Origin of the sequence: Syntrophorhabdus sp., assembly GCA_012719415.1 — a bacterium.
In the GTDB taxonomy this organism is placed as follows: Bacteria; Desulfobacterota; Syntrophorhabdia; order Syntrophorhabdales; family Syntrophorhabdaceae; genus Delta-02.
In genome coordinates, this window is record JAAYAK010000204.1 from 83110 (window position 1) to 104848 (window position 21739).

20 protein-coding genes are annotated in these 21739 nt (G+C 57.1%); 18 read left to right on the forward strand and 2 right to left on the reverse strand.

Going from position 1 to position 21739, the window contains the following annotated elements; translation table 11 throughout:
• Positions 1-5 precede the first annotated feature (5 nt).
• The 18 genes from GXX82_11855 to ysxC all read left to right on the forward strand — a co-directional run bounded on the left by GXX82_11855 (position 6) and on the right by ysxC (position 19787).
• Entirely contained in the window at positions 6-1145 is a 1140-nt protein-coding gene (locus GXX82_11855) for a glycosyltransferase family 4 protein (GenBank protein NLT23731.1), read from the forward strand.
• Positions 1142-2524 carry a radical SAM protein gene (locus tag GXX82_11860; GenBank protein NLT23732.1) on the forward strand — a complete coding sequence of 461 codons (1383 nt, stop codon included), beginning with the start codon at positions 1142-1144 and terminating at the stop codon, positions 2522-2524. The genes GXX82_11855 and GXX82_11860 overlap by 4 nt, the downstream gene beginning before the upstream one ends.
• 96 nt (positions 2525-2620) lie before the next feature.
• Positions 2621-3823, forward strand: coding sequence for a glycosyltransferase family 4 protein (locus tag GXX82_11865; GenBank protein ID NLT23733.1), 1203 nt, complete (start codon positions 2621-2623; stop codon positions 3821-3823).
• The gene (locus GXX82_11870) at positions 3820-5244 is read left to right on the forward strand and encodes a radical SAM protein (protein NLT23734.1); all 1425 of its coding nucleotides are present in this window, start codon (positions 3820-3822) and stop codon (positions 5242-5244) included. The genes GXX82_11865 and GXX82_11870 overlap by 4 nt, the downstream gene beginning before the upstream one ends.
• 9 nt (positions 5245-5253) lie before the next feature.
• Positions 5254-6213: an NAD-dependent epimerase/dehydratase family protein gene (locus GXX82_11875; protein ID NLT23735.1), complete on the forward strand. Its 960-nt coding sequence runs from the start codon at positions 5254-5256 to the stop codon at positions 6211-6213.
• A 52-nt stretch (positions 6214-6265) separates the two neighbouring features.
• On the forward strand, positions 6266-7189 hold the full coding sequence (locus GXX82_11880) for an SDR family oxidoreductase (GenBank protein NLT23736.1): 924 nt from the start codon (positions 6266-6268) through the stop codon (positions 7187-7189).
• A 32-nt stretch (positions 7190-7221) separates the two neighbouring features.
• A complete protein-coding gene (locus tag GXX82_11885) occupies positions 7222-8124 on the forward strand; it encodes an SDR family oxidoreductase (GenBank protein NLT23737.1) in 903 nt (300 codons plus the stop codon).
• Between the two features lie 57 nt (positions 8125-8181).
• Entirely contained in the window at positions 8182-9291 is a 1110-nt protein-coding gene (gene wecB, locus GXX82_11890; protein ID NLT23738.1) for a UDP-N-acetylglucosamine 2-epimerase (non-hydrolyzing), read from the forward strand.
• A 14-nt stretch (positions 9292-9305) separates the two neighbouring features.
• A complete protein-coding gene (locus GXX82_11895) occupies positions 9306-9866 on the forward strand; it encodes a sugar transferase (protein ID NLT23739.1) in 561 nt (186 codons plus the stop codon).
• A 168-nt stretch (positions 9867-10034) separates the two neighbouring features.
• Positions 10035-10688, forward strand: coding sequence for an acetyltransferase (locus GXX82_11900; protein ID NLT23740.1), 654 nt, complete (start codon positions 10035-10037; stop codon positions 10686-10688).
• The gene (wecB, locus tag GXX82_11905; protein ID NLT23741.1) at positions 10651-11844 is read left to right on the forward strand and encodes a UDP-N-acetylglucosamine 2-epimerase (non-hydrolyzing); all 1194 of its coding nucleotides are present in this window, start codon (positions 10651-10653) and stop codon (positions 11842-11844) included. The genes GXX82_11900 and wecB (GXX82_11905) overlap by 38 nt, the downstream gene beginning before the upstream one ends.
• Before the next feature lie 19 nt (positions 11845-11863).
• Positions 11864-12970, forward strand: coding sequence for a glycosyltransferase family 4 protein (locus tag GXX82_11910; protein ID NLT23742.1), 1107 nt, complete (start codon positions 11864-11866; stop codon positions 12968-12970).
• 6 nt (positions 12971-12976) lie between these two features.
• On the forward strand, positions 12977-13741 hold the full coding sequence (locus GXX82_11915; protein ID NLT23743.1) for a class I SAM-dependent methyltransferase: 765 nt from the start codon (positions 12977-12979) through the stop codon (positions 13739-13741).
• Positions 13742-13807: 66 nt separating this feature from the next.
• Positions 13808-15277: a glycosyltransferase family 39 protein gene (locus GXX82_11920; GenBank protein ID NLT23744.1), complete on the forward strand. Its 1470-nt coding sequence runs from the start codon at positions 13808-13810 to the stop codon at positions 15275-15277.
• A 43-nt stretch (positions 15278-15320) separates the two neighbouring features.
• On the forward strand, positions 15321-17102 hold the full coding sequence (locus GXX82_11925; protein NLT23745.1) for a glycosyltransferase: 1782 nt from the start codon (positions 15321-15323) through the stop codon (positions 17100-17102).
• Between the two features lie 10 nt (positions 17103-17112).
• Entirely contained in the window at positions 17113-17259 is a 147-nt protein-coding gene (locus GXX82_11930) for a hypothetical protein (protein ID NLT23746.1), read from the forward strand.
• Positions 17260-17306: 47 nt separating this feature from the next.
• A complete protein-coding gene (locus GXX82_11935; protein ID NLT23747.1) occupies positions 17307-19163 on the forward strand; it encodes a polysaccharide biosynthesis protein in 1857 nt (618 codons plus the stop codon).
• Between the two features lie 6 nt (positions 19164-19169).
• A complete protein-coding gene (gene ysxC, locus GXX82_11940; GenBank protein ID NLT23748.1) occupies positions 19170-19787 on the forward strand; it encodes a ribosome biogenesis GTP-binding protein YsxC in 618 nt (205 codons plus the stop codon).
• Between the two features lie 6 nt (positions 19788-19793).
• Here the strand turns inward: ysxC and pyrE are convergent, their stop codons facing one another.
• Positions 19794-20351, reverse strand: coding sequence for an orotate phosphoribosyltransferase (gene pyrE / locus GXX82_11945; GenBank protein ID NLT23749.1), 558 nt, complete (start codon positions 20349-20351; stop codon positions 19794-19796).
• Positions 20351-21739: an amidophosphoribosyltransferase gene (locus GXX82_11950; protein NLT23750.1), complete on the reverse strand. Its 1389-nt coding sequence runs from the start codon at positions 21737-21739 to the stop codon at positions 20351-20353. Before GXX82_11950 ends, pyrE begins: the two co-directional genes overlap by 1 nt.

A 21739-nucleotide genomic window follows, 5' to 3' on the forward strand; every position in this document is an offset into this window, starting at 1 on the left:
TAAACATGTCCTGCGACCCCGTTCAGGGCGGTGGAAGCGTCGAGAGGACACTCCAGATGAGCCGTTATCTTGCCCGATCCGGGATTGAATGCACTGTGTTGACAACGGATGTCGGACTGACCGGGGATCATCCGGTGGACCTGGAAGGTGTCAGCCTCATCAAACTGAAGACCATGCTCCAACGATATTATCTCCCCCGGTTTTCCTGTAAGGGGATCGGGCGCATCGTGGAAAGGGCTGATATCATTCAGCTGATGAACCATTGGACCTTTTTGAACGCGGTTGTTTACGTGATCGCCCGGAGGCGAAACAAGCCCTATGTTGTCTGTCCCGCGGGTTCGTTGCCTTACTACGGCAGATCCAGGACGCTCAAAAGGATCTACAATACGGTGATCGGCCGGCGGATCGTGAGAAACGCCCACCGGTGTATCGCGATATCACCGGACGAGATCGACCACTTTCGAAGCTATGGCGTGGAAGACGACAGGATATCAACAATACCCAACGCTATCCGCCCCGAAGACCTTGCCCATGAGGGGGCCAACACCTTTCGTGACGACTTCGGTATCGGAGAGGCACCCTTTATACTCTTTGTCGGCCGCCTGAATGCGATCAAAGGCCCCGATCTCCTGCTCAAGGCGTTTCAGAACAGGCTCGGATGCGGCAATTTCAAATACGACCTCGTCTTTGCCGGTCCCGACGGGGGAATGCTTACGGAACTGAAAGGGATGGTCGCGGATATGGGGGTGGCCGGACGGGTCCATTTCGTCGGATACCTTGGAAACAGGGACAAATCGAATGCCTACCGTGCGTCGGATCTGCTTGTCATACCTTCCCGGCAGGAAGCCATGTCCATCGTCGTTCTCGAGGCAGGCATGACGAAGACGCCCGTATTACTGACGGACAGGTGTGGTTTTGATGCTGTGGAATCCATCGGGGGAGGCAAGGTTGTGCCAGCCACGGTTGAAGGGCTGGAAGCGGGACTGGCGAAGCTCCTGGATCGGCCGGAGGTGCTGCGTCCGATGGGGATAAGACTTTATCGATACGTCAGCGAGAACTTCACCTGGGATACGATGATAAAGAAGTATCTATCCCTGTATGAAACGATCCTTGGCGACGCTCCATGGAAGGGGGTCCCGAGATGAGGATCCTACTCATCAGTCACCCCTCCTCGCGTCCCCGTAGACCGGACTTTCCTCCCATAGGTATCGCATACCTGGGTGCGGTCGTGCGGAACAGGGGCCACGAGGTATTCCTGGTCGACGGAGAATTGACCGGGCTTGAAGGCATCGTGGAAGAGGCAAAACGTCTTGGACCGGACATTGTGGGGGTCACCTGCTGGACGATCAACAGGGGTGCGGTGTGGGAGCTTTGCCGGGCCCTGAAGAGGGTGCTGCCGAGGGCGTTCCTTGTGCTCGGAGGCCAGCATGCAAGCATATACCCGGAACACATCTTCCAAAAGACCCATGCCGGGGCGGTTGTCATCGGGGAAGGGGAGGAGACCCTGTGCGAGCTCCTGGAGGTATTGGGGAGTGGTGGCGATCTTGCTCTCGTAAGCGGGATAGCCTACCGGACACGGGACGGTGACATTCGCAGGACGGAGCCGCGGCCTCAGATCGAAGACCTTGACACTGTACCGTTCCCTTACTATGAAGGCTTCCGGGGTTTCGGGTTTCAGCAATATGGCGGGTTCGCGGGTCTGCCGAGACCCACTGCGGCCGTCATCACCTCGCGTGGATGCGTGTTCAACTGTTCTTACTGCGGTTCCGTGAGGTTCTGGGGAAAAAAGTGGCGTCGCCGTTCGGCGCGGAACGTTCTCGATGAGGTGGAACACCTCGTGAGCGACATGGGCGCGAGGTCTATCTTCATGTTCGACGACAATTTCCCGGTAAACAGGAAACGTGCCATGGAGATCTGCGGCGGGATAATCGACAGGTTCCCGGGGATGGAGTGGGCGTGCTGCAGCCATGTGAAGATGGTGAACGAAGAGTTGCTGGATATCATGAAGAGGAGCGGCTGTATCAGCATAGATTTCGGTGTGGAAAGCGGCGATAACGGCATCCTTAGAAACATCAACAAGAACCAGACCCGGGAGGACATCGAGAGGGCCTTTGCGCTCGCGCACAAGGCGGGGATCAGACCAAGGGCATATCTCATGGTTGGCAATATGGGCGAAACGACGGGGACGATAGACGAGACGATCGACATGATCGGGAGCATCAAGCCCTATTCGTCCATTGGTGCCACGATCCTGTGGTTGCTTCCGGGTACGGATGTCTTCCGGGAAGCCTGCGAAAAAGGGTTTATAGACGACTCCTACTGGCTTGAGAAGGATGATATGCCTTACAACGTGCAGGAGCATACATACGAGGAACTCCTTGGGTTGCGGCAGAGGCTGATGCGCGGCATAGCCAGAAAGAAGGGGGGAATTGCGCCGCTCGTCAGCTTTTACCTGAAGACCATCTATTACCGGTATCCATCCCTCGGACGGATGAGATCGCTGATACCTGACTGGCTGCGATGAAATGATAGTGTGGGGACGGGATTCGTGAAGCAGTTCGCAAGGATATGGGTTGTGTCGGAAGTGTATTACCCTGATGAGCAGGGTGGGGGACACTTCATGACGAAGCTGGCTGAAGGCCTTGCCTCCTGCCATGACGTTCATGTGATCTGCGGTTATCCGTACTACAGGCCCGGCCTCAAAAAGCCCCCCGCGAGTGAGGTGCGCAACGGTGTTCACATAAGACGATGCTACTCCACCAGTTTTAGCAAGAAGCATCTCGTGCTGAGGATGTTCAACTTCCTCACCATCAGTCTTTCGCTCTTCGTAAACGCCCTGTTGCGGATAGGCAGAGACGATCTGGTGATAGTTGTGACGACGCCGCCCACGTTGCCCTTCTTTGTCGTGACAGCCTGCAGGATAGTGGGCGCCAAATGTGTCCTGCGTATTGAGGACATGTACCCCGGCACGCTGGTAGCGACAGGCGTGGCGAAACCGGCAGGTACGCTGGTAAAGGTGTTTTCCCGTATCAACAGATACGTGCATGGGAACGCCGACCACATCACCGTGATAGGCCGCGATATGCAGAGCATGCTGACGGAAACTGCAGAGAACGCCCTGGAGGAGGACCGTGTTACCATGATCCCGAACTGGGGGGAACTGGACCTCATCAAACCGCAGGTAAAGAGCGAGAACAGGTTGCTGGGAGAGCTCGGCCTTACGGACAGGTTTGTCGTCCTCTGTGCGGGCAATATGGGCAGGGCGCAGGCCGTGGAGAACATCGTGTACGCCGCGGAGCTCCTGAAGAAGGAAGGTACCATCCATTTCCTTTTTATAGGAGAGGGCGTGAAAAAGGATTGGATGAAGGAGTTTGCGCGGAGCAGGGAGCTCAACAACGTGACCATTCTTGACCAGCGGCCGAGAAGCGATCAGGCAAATTTCCTCAATTCCTGCGACGTAGCCATCGTGTCCCTCATATCGGGGATGAAGGGGTTTGCCGTTCCAAGCAGACTGTACAATATAATGGCAGCGGGCAAACCTGTGATCGCCATGACCGCTCCCGATTCGGAGGTGTCCCTGGTCATAACGGAAGAGAACATAGGGTGGGTGACCCCTCCCGACGACCCGCAAGGACTGGCAGACACCGTATTGGAGGCGTTCCGCCGGGGTGCTTCACTGGAGTCGCTCGGTTCAAGGGCGCGAGCGGTGGTCGAGAAGAGGTATACTTATGAACAGGGCATACAAAAGTATTGTGACGTGATCGAGAACGTTGCCGGCAGCGTGAACGAACGCTTTCATCTCAAGGACCGGACAGGACAATGAAAACCACATTTATAATTCCACCGACCCTTCACTACATCGAGCCTTACGCTTATGTCGAGGCCGACAAGAGCAACACGAAGAGACCTTATCTGGGTCTGCTGTATATAGCTGCCGTTCTGCGCCAAAGACTGGGGATCGAGGCCCGCATCATCGACTGCAATATAGACGGGCTGACGCTGGAAGACCTGACCCGTCTTGTTTCGGCCGATCCGCCCGACATCGTCGGATTCAGCGTAACGACCTTCAGTTTGTTGAACTGCCTGGAAGTGAGCAGGGCGTTGAAGAGCGTCGACAGGAACATCAAGGTATGTTTCGGGGGCTGGCACCCCACCTTGTACCCACGTGAGACGCTTAACTTCGATGCCGTCGATTTCATAGTCATCGGAGAGGGAGAATACACATTCGCCGAATTGGTGGCGGTTCTTCAGGGGAGACGGGGGGACGGCGACGAGGCCCTCGGCCGTATCAACGGACTCGGTTTCAAGACGGGACAGGGCGATGCCAGGATCAATCCACCCCGGGAACCCCTGAAGGAGCTTGACCAGATACCCTTTCCCGCCTACGATCTCGTCGATGTGAAGAAATATTCCAATCTTCTCGCCTGTACGGGCGATCTTGTCACGATCATCACATCGCGGGGCTGTCCTCAGAGATGCGTCTTCTGTGATCTGCGGAGAACCCCCTATCGGTTCAGAAGCCCTGAGAACGTACTGGAAGAGATCCGTTACTGGGCTGAAAAGGGCGTGAGAGAGTTCTTTATCCAGGACGATAATTTCACCATCAACCGCCGGAGAACGATCGAATTCTGCCGCCTGCTGACCGATGCCGGCCTCAATATAAAGTACAAGATCAGCTCCCGCGTCGATTACATCGATGACGAATTGAGCGAGCATCTCAAGAGATCGGGCTGCTACAGGATCTATTTCGGTGTGGAGTCCGGTTCCCAGCGGATACTCGATTATCTGGAGAAGGGTCTGTCCGTGGAGGACATCAAAAAGGGGTTCGAATCTGCAAAAAGAGCCGGGATAGACTGCTGTGCTTACATCATGATAGGAGTTCCTTCGGAAACGAGGCAGGACATTGACATGACAATAAGACTCCTGGGGCAGATCAAGCCTGACCACCTGCACTGTTCGATCTGTACGCCCATGCCAAGGACCGCTCTTTACAGCCGCCTGATGGAAGACGGCACGATCGCTCACGACTACTGGCTGGATTTTGCCGTCGATCCCGACCCATCCTTCAAGACACCCTTTGCCAGCGGGGTCTTTCACGACCAGGAATTGAGGAAGATGCAGAACGCCATTCAGAAGGATTTCTATTTCAATCTTCTGATCATAATACGAGAGATCGTCAAGACACGCAGTTTGAAGCAGTTCATCTCGAAGACACGGATGGCCCTCAAGATACTTTTTCGCTAAGTGTTCACGATGCGCGTACTGATTACAGGAGCAAATGGATTCCTGGGCTCGGCAATTCTGCGTCACGCGGGAGAAACCGGTCTGTCGTTGGTCGCAACCGATCGTGAGGCGGGCAACGCAATGCCCGGCGTCAGGTTCTTCCCGGCGGATATCCTGGACGCGGGAGCTCTGTCGGGGGTTTGCCGGAATGTTGATTGCGTCTGCCACGTTGCGGGGTTGGCGCACGTGTTCAAGGAGTCGGCCCTTTCCGGGGAGTCCTTTTTCAGGGTCAACGTCACGGGTACCGAAAACGTGGCGCATTCGGCGGGCCGGGCCGGCGTGAGGCTGTTCGTATTCATAAGTTCCGTATCGGTATACGGCGGAGATACGAAGGAGAGGGACGAGCGTGCGCCGTGCCGGCCCGAAGGCCCTTATGCGGAGAGCAAACGGCGGGCGGAGGAAACGCTTATCGAGTTTTGCGGAAGGAACGGGATGGATCTGACCATTCTCCGGCTTGCAACCCTTTTTGGAGAAGGAGACCCGGGGAACATAGCCCGTCTGATCCGGTTCATCGACTCCGGGAAGTTCTTCTGGATAGGCTCGGGTCTCAACCGGAAGAGCCTGATTCACCGCGACGATGCGGGCAGGGCCTGCGTTGCCGCGATAAGAAACCCCATGCCGGGGACGAACATCTATAACGTGTCGGGACCGCCATACACGATGAGGGAGATCGTGGAGACAATAGCCGCAAGGCTGGGGAGGAAGGCCCCTCGTGTCCGCATTCCCGCGGGGCTGGCACTGACCGTGTCGAAGGCCGCCGCGCTCCTGAAAGGGGAGCGGCTGTTGCGTGCGAACAAAACGATGCTTAAATGGTTGTCTGATGACGTGTACATCGCCGACCTGTTCAACGGTACCTATTCATTTCAACCGAATGTAGGCTTGGATGAAGGTATACGAAGAGAGGTTGCGTGGTATCGGGACGGGCCATGAGGCTGGTCGGAGTGGTCATTCCGGATAGGAAAAGAGGGAGGGTCGGTATTTCGTGAAAACGCTCGTGACGGGTGGGGCAGGTTTCATAGGTTCAAACCTGGTGGGACAACTAATGAAGGAAGGGAACGAGGTGGTCGTCCTGGACAATCTCGCATCGGGCTACCGGGAGAACCTGGACCGTTACCCGGAAGCCGGGTTTATCGAGGGCGATGTCCGTGACCGGGACGCGGTAAGGGCTGCGATGGAAGATGTGGAAGTTGTCTTTCATCTGGCCGCCTCGGTGGGCAATAAACGGTCCATCGATGATCCGTTGACCGACGCGGGCGTGAATGTCATGGGAACTCTCACCGTGCTGGAGGCAGCCAGGCAGTCGGGTGTACGGAAGATCGTGGCTTCGTCATCGGCGGGCATCTTCGGTGAATTGAAGACCCTTCCCATCAGGGAGGATCATCCCGTGGAGCCGGACACTCCCTATGGAAGCACGAAGCTGTGCATGGAAAAGCTCTGCCTTTCGTACGCTAAGCTCTATGCCATGGAAGCGGTGTGCCTGCGCTATTTCAACGTCTATGGGCCGAATCAGCGTTTCGATGCCTATGGCAACGTGATACCGATCTTCACCTTTAGAATGTATAATCAACAACCTGTCACTATATTCGGTGACGGGGAACAGACACGCGACTTCGTCAACGTCCGTGACGTCGTGCAGGCCAATATGAAGGCGGCCGCTGCGAAAGGGATCTCCGGGGCCTTCAATATCGGCAGCGGCACAAGGGTTACCATAAACCGGCTGGCGGCAATATTGAAGGATGTATCCGGGATCGATGCGGAGATCGTGTTCGGTGAACCGAGGCCCGGTGATGTGCGGCACAGCATGGCTGACATAAGCCTGGCACGGGCCTCACTCGGTTTTACACCTTCCGTCCCTCTTGAGAGCGGTTTGGTGGAATACGTGGATTGGGTTTCGCACACGATTTGATACGTAAGGGTACGACACTGAGGGTATAGAAGATGGAGAAGAAAAAGGTAATGATTCTTGGCGGGACAGGTATGCTGGGGCACGTTTTGCTGCGGTATTTCCATCAGAAAGGCGTCCACGATGTCTGCGCCACCTGCCGCAACGTGCGTGATCTCCGGAGGTACTTCCCTCCCGTACTCGCCGACAGGTTTTGGCAGGACAATGTCGAGGCCGACAATTTTGATACGATAATCCGCGCGTTGGCCTCAGTTCAACCGGATGTGGTGATAAACTGCATAGGCGTGATCAAGCAATTGCCGCTGGCTAACGACCCGCTGACGGCCATAACGGTCAATGCGCAATTGCCGCATCGCATATCCCTGGTAAGCCGGAATGCAAACGCGCGCATGGTGCACATCAGCACGGACTGCGTCTTTGACGGCAGAAAGGGCATGTACACCGAGGATGACTCCCCATCTCCCGAAGACCTTTACGGCAGAACGAAACTGCTCGGAGAGGTCAGCTATGCCAACTGCATCACCCTGCGCACTTCGATCATAGGAAATGAATTGAAAGGCAGGCATGGACTGGTCGAGTGGTTCCTGGGGCAGACCGGCGCGGTAAGAGGTTATTCAAAGGCAATATATTCAGGGTTTCCAACCATTGAGCTTGCCAGGGTAATACATGATTTTGTTTTGCCGAACCCGGGGATGAGCGGGATATACCATGTTTCTTCCGACCCCCTGTCCAAGTTCGATCTGCTCCGGCTTGTCGCACAGAGGTATGGCAAGGCGGCGGACATCGAGCCCTACGGCGGGTTCGTTATCGACCGTTCGCTGAGGTCGAGCCGGTTCAGTGAGGAAACTGGTTACAAGTCGCCTTCATGGCAGGAGTTGATAGATGTCATGTACAGGGATTATGAAGCCAACAGGGAACAGTACACGCAGTACCCATGACCATAAGGGGGCAATGATGCATCTTGCAAGGAAGGGCCGCATATGACCTTAAAAGTTATGACCATCGTAGGTACCAGGCCCGAGATAATCAAACTCAGCCGTGTCATGGCGGAGCTTGATCGCCACGTTTCCCACGTCTTTGTTCACACGGGACAGAATTTTGATTATGAGTTGAACGAGATATTCTTCCAGCAGTTGGACATACGCAGGCCCGACCATTTCCTGAACGCCGTCGGCGCGTCGGTCGCCGGGACGATAGGGAACGTCATATCGCTGTCGGATGCGATCATGGAGAGCGAGCAGCCCGACGCGGTGCTGCTGCTGGGGGACACGAACAGTTGCCTTTCCGTCATCTCCGCAAAGCGGCGGAAGATCCCGATCTTTCACATGGAAGCGGGCAACAGGTGCTTTGACCAGAGGGTACCGGAAGAGATCAACCGGAGGATCATTGACCACACCAGCGACATCAATTTGCCGTACAGCGACATTGCCAGGGAGTATTTGCTGAGAGAAGGCCTTCCGCCGGACAGGATCATCAAGACGGGAAGCCCCATGTATGAGGTCCTGCAGTATTACCGTGACAGGATAGAGGCCTCCGATGTGCTGGCGCGGTTTGGTCTGACGGAGGGGGAATATTTCGTGGTAAGCTCGCACAGGGAAGAGAACATAGACTTCCCCGAGCAATTCGAAAAACTTGTCCGTGTATTGAACCTGCTGGCCCAAAAGTACGGAAAACGGATCATCGTCACGACCCATCCGAGGACCAGAAAGAGAATGGACGAAAAGGGCGTGGCGCTGAACGGACTGGTCGAACTGGTGAAACCCCTGGGGTTTTGCGATTACGTCCATCTGGAGACGCGGGCGATCGCCACGCTGTCCGACAGCGGCACCATAACGGAGGAATCCTCCATTCTCAAATTCCCGGCCTTGAATATCCGCAACGCCCATGAAAGGCCGGAAGGGATGGAGGAAGGCGCCGTCATGATGACGGGCCTTGAATGGGAATCCATACTGCAAGGCATGCGTGTCCTTGAGGCCCAGAGGCAGGGTACGATGGGAATTCCGCTGATCGTCAGGGATTATGACGTGCCCAACGTATCTGAAAAGGTCGTGAGGATAATAGTGAGCTATACTGATTACGTGAATCGAACTGTCTGGCATAAATGATAGGGAACCGAGTCCTGAAGCGTATATTTGATATTCTTGTGACCATCGCGCTGATGGTCCTGTTGAGCATACCCATGATCGTTGTGGGGCTGATCATCAAGGTGTCCTCCAGGGGCAGAGTGCTGTTCTGGTCCAGAAGGGTAGGCATGGACAACCGGATATTTGAAATGCCCAAGTTCCGCACAATGCGGACGGACACGCCGGATTTGGCCACGCACCTTCTTGAGGATGCGGATTCCTTCGTGACCCCCTTTGGTGCATGGCTGAGAAAATACAGCATCGACGAGTTTCCCCAGCTGTGGAGCGTGTTGAAGGGCGACATGAGCCTTGTGGGTCCCAGGCCGGCGCTGTATAACCAGTACGACCTGATAGAACTGCGAACGGAAAGGGGAGTGCATATGCTCGTCCCCGGCATAACCGGATGGGCGCAGATAAACGGAAGGGACTCGATCTCGATCCGAACCAAAGTGGAGTATGACGAGTATTACCTGAAGAAGAGGTCCTTCGGGCTCGATATGGTGATACTCTGGAGAACCTTCGGCAAGGTGGTGAGAATGGAAGACGTGAAGCACTGAAGATGCGTCGGGGTGCGAATGTTGTGTATCGGGACAATAGATATTTCTTCGAGGATATGCGAATATTGTGGTTGACCGCGGTCAGGGTCATACAATGCGCATGCGCACCGGGAGGTGTTGAAATGCGGAGGGAATTCAAGAGGATTCCGGTAAACAAGAGGTTTGAGCATGAGTAACGGTGTTTTCGTGCTGGGCGGAGGAGGTCACGCCAAGGTCGTGGCAGGCACTCTTATGGCTGCCGGTGCGACAGTGCTCGGGATCATTGACGATGACCCTGCAAAATGGGGACAAAGGATCCTAGGCAACCTGGTCAGCGGACCGCGGCAATTCGGCCCCCTGCGAGGCAAGACAGGTGTGATAGCCATCGGGGACAACAGCATCCGCGAACGGTTGGCGCTTGAAATAGAGAATGTGGAATGGAGAACGGTTGTGCATCCCCATGCTCACGTCGATCCATCCGCTTCTATCGGCGAGGGTACCGTCGTCTTTGCGGGGGCCGTGGTCCAGCCCGACGTGGTCATAGGAAGGCATTGCATCATTAATACCGGTGCTTCCATCGATCACGATTGCGTGATCGGCGATTTTGCGCATATCGGTCCGGGTGCCACCCTGGCCGGAAACGTGTCCGTCGGGAAAGGTGCTTTCCATGGCGCGGGAAGCGTCGCGACACCGGGTGTGAAGGTGGGGCGGTGGAGCATTGTGGGCGCGGGGGGTGTGGTCACGGCCGATATTCCCGACAATGCTACGGCAGCTGGAGTTCCGGCGAGGGTCCTGACCTTCCATGATGGTCCGGAAGCGCGAGGGGCAGGGCGAAGTGGGTAAAGTCCTCCTCGTATTCGGGACCCGGCCCGAGGCCATCAAGATGGCCCCCGTAATAAGGTCACTGAAGGAACGCCCCGAGCCCTTCGAGGTGATCACCTGCGTAACGGCCCAGCACAGACGGATGCTCGACCAGGTGCTCTCCATATTCAGTATTACCCCCGATTACGATCTCGATATCATGAAAGAGGACCAGGACCTCTTTGACGTGACGGTGAGGGCGTTATCGGGCCTGAGGGAGATCTACGAAGCCACAAAACCGGATGTGGTCCTTGCCCAGGGGGATACGACGACGGCGTTTGTGGCAGGTCTTGCGGCGTACTATTTCAGGATACCCGTCGGACACGTCGAGGCGGGCTTAAGGACATGGAACAAGTACAGCCCTTTCCCAGAGGAGGCCAACAGGCGTCTCCTGAGCGTTGTCGCCGATTACCACTTTGCCCCGACTGAATGGAGCAGGTCGAACCTCCTTGCGGAAGGTGTGGCCCCCGGCAGCGTATGGGTAACAGGAAATACCGTCATAGACGCGCTTATGATGATCAATGAAAAGCAGGAGGCGGGGCGGGCAGGGTCGGCACTGATGCGGGCTTTCAGGGACCGATGGGGCATCGACCTGTCGGACGGCCGGAGGATGATCCTCGTGACGGGCCATAGGCGGGAGAACTTCGGTACGGGCTTCAGAGACATCTGCACTGCCCTCAAGTCGATCGCCCGGGAGAGGCCCGATGTGTCCATCGTCTATCCCGTCCATCTCAACCCGAGCGTTCAGCGCCCGGTGCGCGAGATCCTGAGCGGAGTCCCCAACATACACCTCATCGAGCCCGTGGAATACGAGCAGTTCGTCTTCCTCATGAACAGGTCCTACCTGATACTCACGGATTCGGGGGGCGTGCAGGAAGAGGCGCCGTCGCTCGGCAAACCGGTCCTGGTCATGAGGGAAGTGACGGAGAGGCCCGAAGGGGTCGAGGCAGGCGTTGTCAGGCTCGTCGGTACGGACAGGGAGACGATCGTGGGCTCCGTCTCGGAGCTTCTCGACGACGACGTCACGTACAGGAGGATGGCCGAAGCGGTGAACCCATACGGGGACGGCAAAGCCGCCCTGAGGATCGCCGATATCCTTGCCTCGAACATAGCCGGGAACAGCGGTGCCCGATCGTGAGGGAGGGAACGGGAAACGCATGAAGCTGGTCTACGCGATACGGCATGTGGGAATGACGGGCGGTGTCAAGGTCTTCTTCCAGCATGTCGAGCTCTTGAGGAGCATGGGCCACACGGTCCACCTCCTCACACGGTTCATCGACGAGGAATGGGGCTTCCGGGTGAAACCGGAGGTCGTGCCCGCCTTCGACGAAAAGACCATCCCCGAGGCTGACGGCATCGTCGTAACGACCCCGAAGGACGTGGAGGAGCTCTGGGATCTCGCCAGGGGCAGGGGTATTCCCCTTTTCCACTTTCTCCAGGGGTTCGAGCCCGATTATGTCCTGGAACGGATAAACGGCTCCGTTGTTCCCGAACGCTTCCGCGGCAGCGGTATCGTTTCGAGGCTGAAATATCGATACAAGAAGAAAGAATGGAAGGCGAGGCTCAAGAGGTTCGACAGGCTCTACGAACTACCCACGGTGAAGATAGCGATCGCCCCCCACCTCGTCCGGGGTGTCGAGAACAGGTACCACACCACCTGTTATCTCCTGCCCAACGGGATAGACCAGGGCGTCTTCCATCCAAAGGAAAAGGACCTCGATTACGGCGGGACGCTGAAGATACTCTCCGTGGGAAACTACAACATCGAGTACAAGGCGATCCCCGACGTTCTCGAGGCGGTCCGCATCCTGAAAGGTCAGGGGAGAAAGGTGCACCTGACCCGGGTCTCGCCCGCGGACATCGGGGAGAAGGAGAAGGGCGAGGGCGTGGCCGACAGATTCCTCGTGAGGATCTCCGAGGCGGAGATGGCCGACCTCTACCGGGAGAGCCATATCCTTGTCGGGGCATCAACGGAGATAGAGGGATTCGGCCTGCCTCCCGTGGAGGCGATGAGCACGGGCACGCCCGTCATTCTGACGAGGATATCGCCCTTCTACGCCTTCGACGATGTCCATGATTTCGCCTATTTTGTCGATGTCCACAGACCGCAGGCGATCGCTCAGGGGATCATGGATATCGCCGGCAACGCCGGCTTGAGGGAGGCGCTGGTCAAGAGGGGGTTTGAAGTTTCAGCTCGGTACCGGCTGAGCAATGTGGGGAAGCAGCTCGAAGGGATTGTCAGGGAACACGTCAGGAAGGGGTGATGGATCATGGAAACGGCTGAGAATAAACGGTTGGAGAGTCAGGGGGCGCTGCTTGTCGACAAGAATGCACCCGGCACGCAGGAGAAGGTCGTGTCCATCCTTGCGGGCATGCCCCGGGGCATGCTCCTCGACGCCCCTGCCGGAGAGGGTGCCCTGGTGCAGCGGCTGATGGGCACTCACGATATCACGGCCGTCGACCTCGATGCGGACTTCTTCAGGCTTCACGGGCAGGTAGCCTTCAAGCAGGTCGACCTCAACGGGGTGCTCCCTTTCGCGGACTCCTCCTTCGATTATGTCACCTGCGTCGAGGGCATCGAGCACCTCGAGAACCCCTTTCTGTGCGTGAGGGAATTCGCGCGGGTACTGAGACCGGGCGGGACCCTTGTCATCACGACACCGAACATCATGTCCATCAAGAGCAGGACACGGTTCCTGTTCTACGGGTACCACGATTTCTTCCGCTTCATCAAACTGCCCCGGGAGTTCCGTCACGGACACCCCGAATACGATCACCAGCACATAAACCCCATGACCTTTACGGAATTGCGGTATGCCCTCGAGAAGGCCGGATTGGAGGTGACGAGGGTCCACACGAACCGGTATGTCAGGGCCCGCAGGTGGAGTGCCCTGTACCCCCTCCTGAGGCGCATCATTACGAAGAAGATGAAAAGCAAGGCGCCCGGCGACAAGGATTTCTTCTCCCGCGAGGTCCTCGAAGGCGAGATCATCATCGTGGAGGCAGAGAAGGGACGGGATGTACACGGGGGGTAGCATATCAGGCAGGATGTAAAAATAGCCGTCGTCCTCGTCCTGACCGCTCTGGCCACAAGGCTCTACATGGTGTTTGCCGCGGACATCATTACGCCTGACGGCATGCTCTATATCAAGGTGGCCAGACTGATAGGCGATGGCAACTGGAAGGGTGTGTACCAGGAGGGTTTCTACAGCGCCTATCCCTTTCTTATTGTGGTGTTTCAAAAGGTCTTTCACGACTGGGAGACCGCCGGGCGGATGGTGTCGGCACTGGCGGGTTCCGCTGCCGTTCTGCCTTTTTTCCTGCTCTTGCGGCGTATGTTCGACGTGAAGATCGCTGCGGTTGCGGCGATCTTTTTCGTTGTAAGCCCCCGGCTCGTGGAGTATTCCTCTGACGTTCTCAGGGAACCGCTCTTCTGGTGTTTCTCGATAGCGTCCCTGTGGGCGGCATGGAAGGGGATAGATGAGGAGAAATGGTGGTTCGTTGTCCTCGCCAGTTTCTTCGTCGGTCTTTCGTCCTTCACACGGACGGAAGGCCTGGCCCTGGTCGCGATCATCCTCTTATGGATGGTATGGAGCCTTCTTTATCAGCGGCGAAAGGTGAGGCTCTGGCTCGCCTTCGTCATGGTCTTCCTGATCGCCTTCCCGGCGATCTTTATCGCGCCTCTCTATTTTCTCAAGAGCAGGGCAGGCGATTGGGAGCTGGGCCACGGGGTAAGGAAAATACCCTCTCTCATGAGAAGTGCGAACGTGGCCCTGCCGGCAGACGCTGGGGGGACCACCCCGCTCCCCGGGGAGGAGGCATCCCTTCTCACGAAGATCATGAGGAACAGGTATGTTTTTTCCGCCTGGGAGACTTCGTACAAGTATCTCAGGTCCTTTCACGTGGTCCTGATAATGTTCCTGCTTTTTGGTGTGATAAGGAGAAGGACCATTCCCTATTCCGGCAAGGAAGTGCCGCTCCTGATATGGTGCTCCGTCTTTTTTCTCGTCTCTTTCGTATACGCCTTCAAGGTTTCCTACGTGAGCACGAGGCACGGCCTTCTCATGGGAATTCCGTCGCTGTTATGGGTTTCCGCCGGTTTCTGGGAATTCAGCTCGCGCATTGCGAGGATTGCTGGGAGGAGTCGGTGGAGCCGGAAGCTGACGCGTCACATTGCCGTCTATTTGCTCATCCTTGCCTGTATATCCATATTGCCAAAGACACTGTCGTCCGCCGGCGATGGGAAGATCGAGATGAAAATGGCGGGTATCCAGTTGAAGCGGATGGGGTATTCCGATAGAAAATTCGCGGTGGAACCGAGGATCAACCGGTTGACGTTCTACAAGGGCGGGGAGTTCGTCAACATCCCCGTCAATATCGATCATTCCGCACTGGGTCAGTTTCTCGAGACCGTTGACGCGAGTTACCTTGTTGTTGACGACAGGACCATCGAGACCTCTGTCAGGGGTTTCAAGGCGCACACAAAGGCAATGCACCTGGAAAGGGTCGGCATTCCCGAACTCGAGGATTTCAGAGAGTATTCGTTTGTCCTGTACAGGATATGCAGATAGATGTCAGCTCATGGTAAAGGCGAGCCAGGATACAGCGGGTAGGATGGCAGGCAACTCAGGGAGAAAGAAGGTGTGTTTTGTCGCCACTCTCGAGATGTCCGTGAGGGCCTTTCTCGTGGACCATATGTCGTTGCTTCAGGATACCTTCGAACTGAGCGTCATATGCTCGACGGAGGACCCGGGATTCCTTGCAGATTATGGGGTCAGGGCGAAGGTCATCCCCCTTGCCATCCCCCGGAGCGTCTCGCCCGTGAGCGACGTGAAAGCGCTTCTCGCGCTATTCAGGATATTCAGGGAGGAGCGTTTCGACATCGTGCATTCCATCATGCCCAAGTCGGGTCTGCTCGCCATGACGGCCGCCTTCGCCGCCCGTGTGCCCGCGAGGGTCCACACCTTTACGGGACAGGTATGGAAGAACCTGAGGGGCATAAAGCGGCTTGTCCTCAAGACCATGGACAGGGTGCTCGTTGCCTGTGCCACGGAGGTCCTCATCGACAGCCCTTCCCAGAGGGAGTTCCTCATCGCGGAAGGCATCGTGGGACGCGACGGGTCGGCGGTCATAGCGAACGGGTCCATGTGCGGCGTCGACGCCGGGAGGTTCCGTTTCGATGAGGAAGCAAGGATGGCCATCCGGAAGGATCTCCGCATCGGGTCCACCGAGACGGTCTTCTTTTTCCTCGGACGATTGAAGAGGGACAAGGGCATCCTCGACCTAGCCCGGGCGTTCGCCGGGGTTTGCGCGACGGTTAAGGCGGGGGTGCATCTGATCCTTGCCGGTCCCGACGAGGAGAATATGAAAGAGAAGGTCCTCGAGATATGCTCACGATGTGCGGAAAGAGTGCACCTGACGGGACCCGCGAATGCCCCGGAGAGACTCATGTCGGCATCTGACATCCTGTGCCTTCCGAGCTACCGGGAGGGGTTCGGACTTGTCGTCATAGAGGGGGCGGCCGTGGGCCTTCCCTCCATAGGGTCGAGAATATACGGCATCACCGATGCCATCGAGGAGGGCGTCACGGGCATGCTTTTTGAAATGGGCTCCCACCACGACCTCATGCTCAAAATGATGAAGTTCGTTGAAGACCCCTCTCTGGCGCGGAGGATGGGGGAACGGGCCCGCACCTTTGCCCTCGACATGTTCTCCCGGGAGAGGGTCACCGGCGCCATGGTTGAATACTACAGGGTGCTTGGCGGCCGTCCGCGTCTGTCCTTCACGAAGAGAGCCTTCGACATTGCCCTTTCCCTGCTCGGGATCGTCGCGCTCGGAATCCCCATGTTGGCCATCGCGCTGGTTATCTACATGTCCATGGGCAGCCCCGTCCTGTTCAGACAGATGCGTCCCGGCTACCGCGGGAGGCCGTTCTCGATCATGAAGTTCCGCACCATGACGGAGGGCAGGAACGTTGTGGGGGATCTGCTGCCGGACGGGGCGCGATTGACACCTGTGGGAAGGATAGTTCGGGCATTGAGCCTCGACGAACTGCCCCAGCTTTTCAATGTTCTCCTGGGCGACCTCAGTTTTGTGGGGCCAAGGCCGCTTCTCATGCACTACATGCCCCTGTACAACGAGCACCAGGCGAGGCGCCACGATGTGAGACCGGGCATCACGGGCTGGGCGCAGGTCAACGGCCGGAATGCCATCTCGTGGGAAGAGAGGCTCGACCTCGACGTCTGGTACGTTGACCACGGGAGCTTCTCCCTCGACCTCAGGATCCTCTGGATGACCGCTGTGAACGTGGTGAAGAGACAGGGCATTTCCGCCGAGGGTTTCGAGACCATGCCCGAATTCAAAGGCTCCAAAAAGCGGGGAGCGGACGATAAGTAGAGGTGTCATCGTGGTCGAAGCACTGCGCGCGAAAGAAGACAGGGACTCTCGTTTCGGCAAGGACATGGGATGCCGCAACGCATGGGGCCGTAAGGGCGAGATTCCCCGTGATGTCATCGGGGCGGGCACACCGGCGGGGCAAGGAAGAAAAGCATAGAAAATGCAGCGGTATGCTGATATAAGTTTTAGGGGTTCGAAAAGACAATGAAGACTCGGCTCATAGGAGGCGCGAAAAGGCTCATCGTTCTCACGAGCGATGCGGCCGTCACCGCCCTGGCTTACTGGTTCGCGTACTACCTGCGTTTCAACTTCGATATTCCGAAGATCAATTTCGCGATGTTCCTCAACACGCTGCCCGTTCTCATAGTATTCCGGGTCGCCTGCTTCTTCGTCTTCGGGCTTTACAGTGGTGTTTGGCGGTACGCCTCGATGAACGACCTGATACGCATCCTGAAGGCGACCGTCCTGAGCTCCCTGCTTTTTTCGGTGTATGTCGGCTTTGTCTACCACTTCATCGATTTCCCCCGATCCGTTTTCGTCATAGACTGGTTCATAATCCTCACCCTTGTCGGGGGGTCCCGTTTCCTGTACAGGCTGTTCAGAGAGTTCTACCCCGTGCGGTCGACACGGTCGCGGAAGAAGGTCCTCATCATCGGTGCCGGCAGGGCGGGGGAGATGATACTCCGGGAAATGAACCAGAGCGCCCAGATCGGATATGAACCCGTCGGATTCCTGGACGACGACCGCGCGAAGAAAGGACAGAGGATCCACGGCGTCTCCGTCCTGGGGAAGATCGATGACCTGGTGAAGATCACCGCAAAGAAAGAGGCACAGGAGGCCGTGGTCGCCATACCGTCGCTGACGGGCAAGGAGATGAGGCGTATCGTCAGGCTCTGTGACGAGGCGGGGATCAGCTGCAAGACCGTCCCGGCCATAAGCGATATCCTGAACGGCAGCGTTCACGTGAACCAGATACGGGAGATCCGGATAGAGGACGTCCTGGGGAGGGAACACGTCGAGCTCAACAGGGAGCAGATAAGGGAATACCTCACGGGCAAACGGGTGCTCGTCACGGGTGCCGCCGGCTCCATCGGCTCCGAGCTTTGCCGGCAGATCATGAAGATGGAACCGGAGCAACTCATTCTCTATGAAAGGGTGGAGAATGAGCTTTACCGGATAAATATGGAGTTCGGCCAGGTCTATGACGGTAAACCCTACGCTATGATCCTCGGGGACATCCTCGACACCGACAGGCTTGCGCGCGTCATGGAAAGCTTCAGGCCCCAGGTCGTGTTCCATGCCGCCGCCTACAAGCATGTCCCCATCATGGAGTCTCACCCCCTCGAGGCCCTCAGGAACAACATCCAGGGGACGTACAATGTGGTCAGGGCGTCCCTCGATTCCGGGGTGGAGAAGTTCGTTCTCATCTCCACCGACAAGGCGGTGGCCCCGGCCAACGTCATGGGAGCCACAAAGCGAGTTGCCGAGCTCATCTGCCAGGGCATGAACGGACAGGGCGGCACCAGGTTCATCGCCGTCAGGTTCGGCAATGTCCTCGGCAGCGCCGGCAGCGTCATTCCCCTTTTCCAGGAACAGATACTCCGAGGAGGGCCCGTCACGGTGACCGACGCCGAGATGACACGCTATTTCATGAGCATACCCGAGGCGGCCCAGCTTGTCATGCAGGCGGGGGCCATGGGGAAGGGGGGGGAGATATTCGTCCTCGACATGGGAGAGCCGGTCAGGATACTCGACCTCGCCCACGACATGATCCGTCTCATGGGTCTTAAGATAGGGGACGACATCGACATCGTCTTCACGGGTTTGAGGCCGGGGGAGAAACTCCACGAAGAACTCGTATCCTGTGAAGAGGAGTCAGCCCGGACAATGCACGGCAAGATCACCATGGTAAAGTCCCCACCCGTTGACTGGCCCAGACTCAGGACGGACATCGAGGATAAGGTCCTGGGCATCAGGAGCGAAGACCCGGCCGTCATACTCGATACCCTCAACACACTCATCAAGTCGTACACGGTGGAAACTCCCGGTGGAGAGAAATAGAACGATATGAGAATAATAGACGCCAGGTACATCAAGAGCGTTCGGGCGGCCGGGGACGCAGAGGTGGGAGACCTCCCCGAGATCTGCTTCGTCGGCAGATCGAACGTGGGCAAATCGTCGCTCATAAACGCCCTTGCGGCGCAGCGCGTCGCCAGGACCAGCTCGCGGCCGGGCGCCACGAGGATGATCAATATCTACAAGGTCCTTTATGAATCGAAGGGAAGGCGCGGCTGGGTCATCTTCTCCGATTTTCCCGGTTTCGGTTACGCTAAGGTTTCCCGGGAAATGGCCAGGGACTGGCGCAAAATGGTCGAGGGATACCTGCTCACAAACGACCGGATCAGGCGAGTCATATGGCTCTTCGATGTGAGGCGGGACCCGGACGACCTCGACAGTATGCTCGTGGAGTGGTTCCTCGCGAAGGGGCTTCCCTTCTCACCGGTGCTCACGAAGGTCGACAAGGAGACCCAGGGCAACATTGCGAAAAAGAGGCGTTCCTTCGAGGCCTTCGTCAACGGCGCCAGGGCGCACCTCTTTTCATCCCGGACGGGATACGGTAAGAAAGAGCTACTCCTTCACATCCGCCAGGTCCTGCACGGCGAAGAGGCTGATTCGATATCGTAAGTTATATCAGGTAGAAGCCCTTACATCTTTAAGGGTGAATATAGATTTGAAGATGTAACCATTTGATACTATTGCTTCTTGGCCTCCATCAAGGCGGTCAAGGAGCGCGATGACGCCTTTCACCTTGTAGCCTTCCTTCTCGACGGCCTCGATCGCCTTCAATGAGGATCCGCCGGTGGTGACCACATCCTCCAGGATCACCACATTCATTCCCTTCCTCAAGTTCTTCCCACCTTCGACCCACCGGTTCGTTCCGTGACCCTTGGGTTCCTTCCGGATCAGAAAACCTCTCAGATCGTCATTCTCCAGGTGAGCCGCGAGCACGACCGAAGACACCAGGGGGTCGCCTCCGATGCTGACGCCGCCGACGGCCTCGATGCCGGGGATCTCCCGGGCCATCCTGTACATCATCCTGCCTACCAGGTACATGCCCTCGGGGTTCAGGGTCGTCTCCTTGGCATCGATGTAGAAACTGCTTTTCTTGCCGCTGACGAGGGTGAATTCCCCCTCCTCGTATGATAGCGTCTTGAGGATGGTGAGGAGCGCTGCGCGGTCGTCTGACATCATTTCTCTCCTTTGGCGAAAAGCTCCATCTGTTCCAGTTCCATACCCCAGGGGAACCGTGACGGGTATGCCCCGGAAAAACAGGCATCGCAGTATGTGTATTCGCCCTTTCCAAGGGCCTTGCGCATGCTCTCTATCGTCAGGTAGTGAAGGGAATCGGAACCCATGTACCGGTTGATCTCCTCCGGGGTGTGCGACGCGGCGATCAACTGCGAGCGGGAAGGGGTATCGATCCCGTAGAAACAGGGATACATGGTGGCCGGCGAACTCACCCGGAAATGAATTTCCTTCGCGCCGTATTGCCTCAGCATCTTGATGATCTTCCTGCCCGTGGTCGCCCTGACGATGGAGTCGTCTATAACGACGATGCGTTTGCCTTTTACGATATCACGCAGTGCGTTCAATTTCAACTTTACACCGAAATGGCGTATCGAGTCCCGTGGCTCTATGAAGGTGCGGCCCACGTAATGGTTCCTGATGAGCCCCATCTCGAAGGGGACGCCCGTTTGCTGGGAATAGCCGATGGCGGCGCTTATCCCCGAGTCGGGTATGGGGATTACCATGTCCGCGTCAACGGCGCTCTCCCTGGCAAGCTGCCTGCCCAGGGCCTTCCTCACGCTGTACACGGTCTTGCCGAACATGTAGCTGTCGGGCCGGGCGAAGTAGATGAACTCGAAGATGCAGTGGTGATGGGTCGTCGGCTTGAAGGGTTTGTATGACGTCAGACCGTTCTGGTTGACGACGAGTATCTCCCCCGGCTCGATCTCACGGACGTATTTGGCGCCGATGAGGTCGAAGGCGCAGTTCTCGCTCGATATGGCATAGCCGTCCCTCATCCTGCCGAGACAAAGCGGCCTGAAACCATGGGGATCGCGGACGGCGATGAGCTCATTGTTCGTGAGGGCCGCGATGGAATAGGAACCTTCCATCCTCCTCAGGGCGCTGATGAGACGGTCCACGGTGGAGTCCTCGTGGGCGAGGGCCATGAGGTGGATGATCACTTCCGTGTCGGAGGAGGACTGGAAGATGGAGCCGTAGTTCTGGAGCTCGCCCTTCACGATCTTCGCGTTCGTCAGGTTGCCGTTGTGAGCCATCGCCAGGTAACCCCGCGAGTACTCGACCATGAGGGGCTGAGCGTTCCCGATGGTGCTGGAGCCGGACGTGGAATACCTCACGTGGCCTATGGCGGACCTGCCCGGGAGCTGCGACAGGACATGGGCATCAAAGATATCGGAGACCAGTCCCATCTCGCGATGGGTCCTCATGATCTCCCCGTCGGTGCACGATATTCCCGCGCTTTCCTGGCCCCTGTGCTGAAGGGCGTGAAGGCCAAGATAGGTGAGATTGGCCGCGTCCCTGTGGTTGTATATGCCGAATATGCCGCACAT